Source organism: Xenorhabdus khoisanae, assembly GCF_001037465.1.
GTDB classification, from domain to species: domain Bacteria; phylum Pseudomonadota; class Gammaproteobacteria; order Enterobacterales; family Enterobacteriaceae; genus Xenorhabdus; species Xenorhabdus khoisanae.
On record NZ_LFCV01000253.1, the window covers coordinates 1 to 1,290 of the forward strand.

Consider the following 1,290-nt stretch of genomic DNA (forward strand, 5'->3'; position numbering starts at 1 on the left):
TCTTCTGACAATGTTTATCAGCGTAACCAATAATCCCCAATCGACTGTTATTAAAAGATAAAAATAAAATGGCAATTCCCAATATTAAAGTAAATACGATAATCTTATTTTTGTTGACGACATGGAAAAACATCATTCCCCCCTTCATAATCAAATCTGATATGAGAAAACGGCTATGGAATTTTAACCTTGAAAATCAACTAATTAAAATTGAACTTGCTACTTTGGTTTTATCGTTACTCTCTTCTGTCATGACATTAGATAAACACTATCAGAAAAAAACAGCCCCCTGCCTTTCAAAAGCGGCCTGATATTTTCTAGAGTTTACAATATGTCATGAAGGTCTATCTTGAATTGTGGAGACAACTCCACTCCGTTTGTAAGCGACTGTTTTACGATGGCTATTTAATCTCTTAAGTGCGGTTTTCACAAGATAAAAATTGACACTTATGTCTGTTTTTCACCTACAAGAGTGCAATGAAAAGAGACTCTGAACAGTGAAAAAGTATACTAAGTGTACTAGCGATTTTTTTGATTTCAAATAGAAAAATATGGTTAGCAAATAATAAATGAAGAAAATGATTGCTAACGTGATTTACTGATAGTTTTGACGGGATCAAGTATGTAGGATTTTTAAGTCAAACACTGGAAAGACATACAAACCAGGTGGTTATTGAGGTGTTTTTACAGCCAATATCACAATATTATGTACATTTATATACTATGTACATGTACATTTATATATATATCGGTTTTTGATTGTTGTGCTTTAATAAATTCGGACACTTTGATAAAGGAATAGAATGACTTTAACTTACAACCTGTTCAGAGTCTTTTTAATAACACCACTAAGAAAGCTAAATTGATCATTTGCAGACTGGTATTCAGTTTTCGTTCGCAATTTTTCCAAAGCCGTCTGCATTTTTCCAACCAACTGAACGAGCGTTCAACAACCCAACGTTTAGGAATGACTATAAATCTATGCAGGGCGAGAGCGTGAGTGCTTAAATTAAAAACAACACGAACTGTAGTGGTCAAGAAATACTGGATGCCTTTTTAACCAAGAAGCAGTTACAGGCACTGGCAAGGTAAAATAACCTGTTGATTTAACGCGGGGTTAAAGTGCTACCAACACGTTAACCCCGCTGACCACAACCAACTGATTAGGAGTTGAATGATGGCTAAGGCGCATTCTAAGCAAAACCGGGCGGTAAATAAAGCCGCCAGAACCGAACGTTATTACACCGTGGGATACGTGCCGCAAAATAACAAGGCCACCGCCCCGCCTGC

At 36.3% G+C, this 1,290-nt stretch carries 1 pseudogene; it reads right to left on the reverse strand.

From position 1 onward, the window contains the following. Positions 1–825: 825 nt before the first annotated feature. Positions 826–987 (reverse strand): annotated as a pseudogene (locus AB204_RS21830) (transposase); the annotation flags it as partial. Positions 988–1,290 lie beyond the last annotated feature (303 nt).